An 860-nucleotide genomic window follows, 5' to 3' on the forward strand; every position below is an offset into this window, starting at 1 on the left:
ATCCTTTTCACTTTGATGATAATAAGCATTTCTAAACATATCTACACCCTTAATTTCATAAGGATTTCTAATTATTTCCTGAAAACTTGGTAAAAGATTTACAATATCATTAATTTTACCTTTTTTATTAAATACAAATGAAAAACCATCACGTATTAATTTCCATGCATCCGATGGTAATTCATTAAATTTTTTAAATTTATAGCTGCTTATTATTTCATTTATAACATATTTTTGAAAATCTCTATCAAAATAATTTGTTCCTGTTTCTAATCTATAATAATATTTTGATTGAATATTATTACTAACTAAAGCATTTGATTTAAAATAAGATGATGAAGATCTAGCTATCTTATTATAATAATCTTGTAATTCATAAGGTAATTTTGAATATCTAATTCCATTATTATATAAATAATCCGGACCTAGTTCATCTGGATTTATATCTCTATAATCAAAAAATGAATTATATCCCGGTAAAAGATAGAAAAATTCTTTAGGGGCTTGTGTCCATATACCTACACTTGAATATTTTCCATTAGGTTCTATTTTTATCTTTTTATAAATATCTTTTCCTACTTTGTTAATTATTCTATTAAATTCATCTACGTCTTTAATTTCTTTAGATAGCTTAGTTAATTTAAATGAACCATAGTTTAAAAAAGAACCAATTGTAATATATCCTTCTTTTTCAAATATTCTTATTAAATGAGATATTCCCCATAGTTTACCACTTAAATGTATCTCATCAAATAAAATTTTAGGAATGTATCTAAGAGGAGAATCTCCATAAAGTGAACCTGAATAATGACCTAATATCCTACTTGTTCCCTTAATTCCCGAAACCTCTGCATTTGATA

The 860-nt window shown here is 24.3% G+C and carries 1 pseudogene; it reads right to left on the reverse strand.

The window, feature by feature from the left end:
* Positions 1 to 860 (reverse strand): annotated as a pseudogene (locus BUE91_RS07225) (hypothetical protein); the annotation flags it as partial.

It is taken from the genome of Streptobacillus notomytis (genome assembly GCF_001902585.1).
Lineage (GTDB): Bacteria > Fusobacteriota > Fusobacteriia > Fusobacteriales > Leptotrichiaceae > Streptobacillus > Streptobacillus notomytis.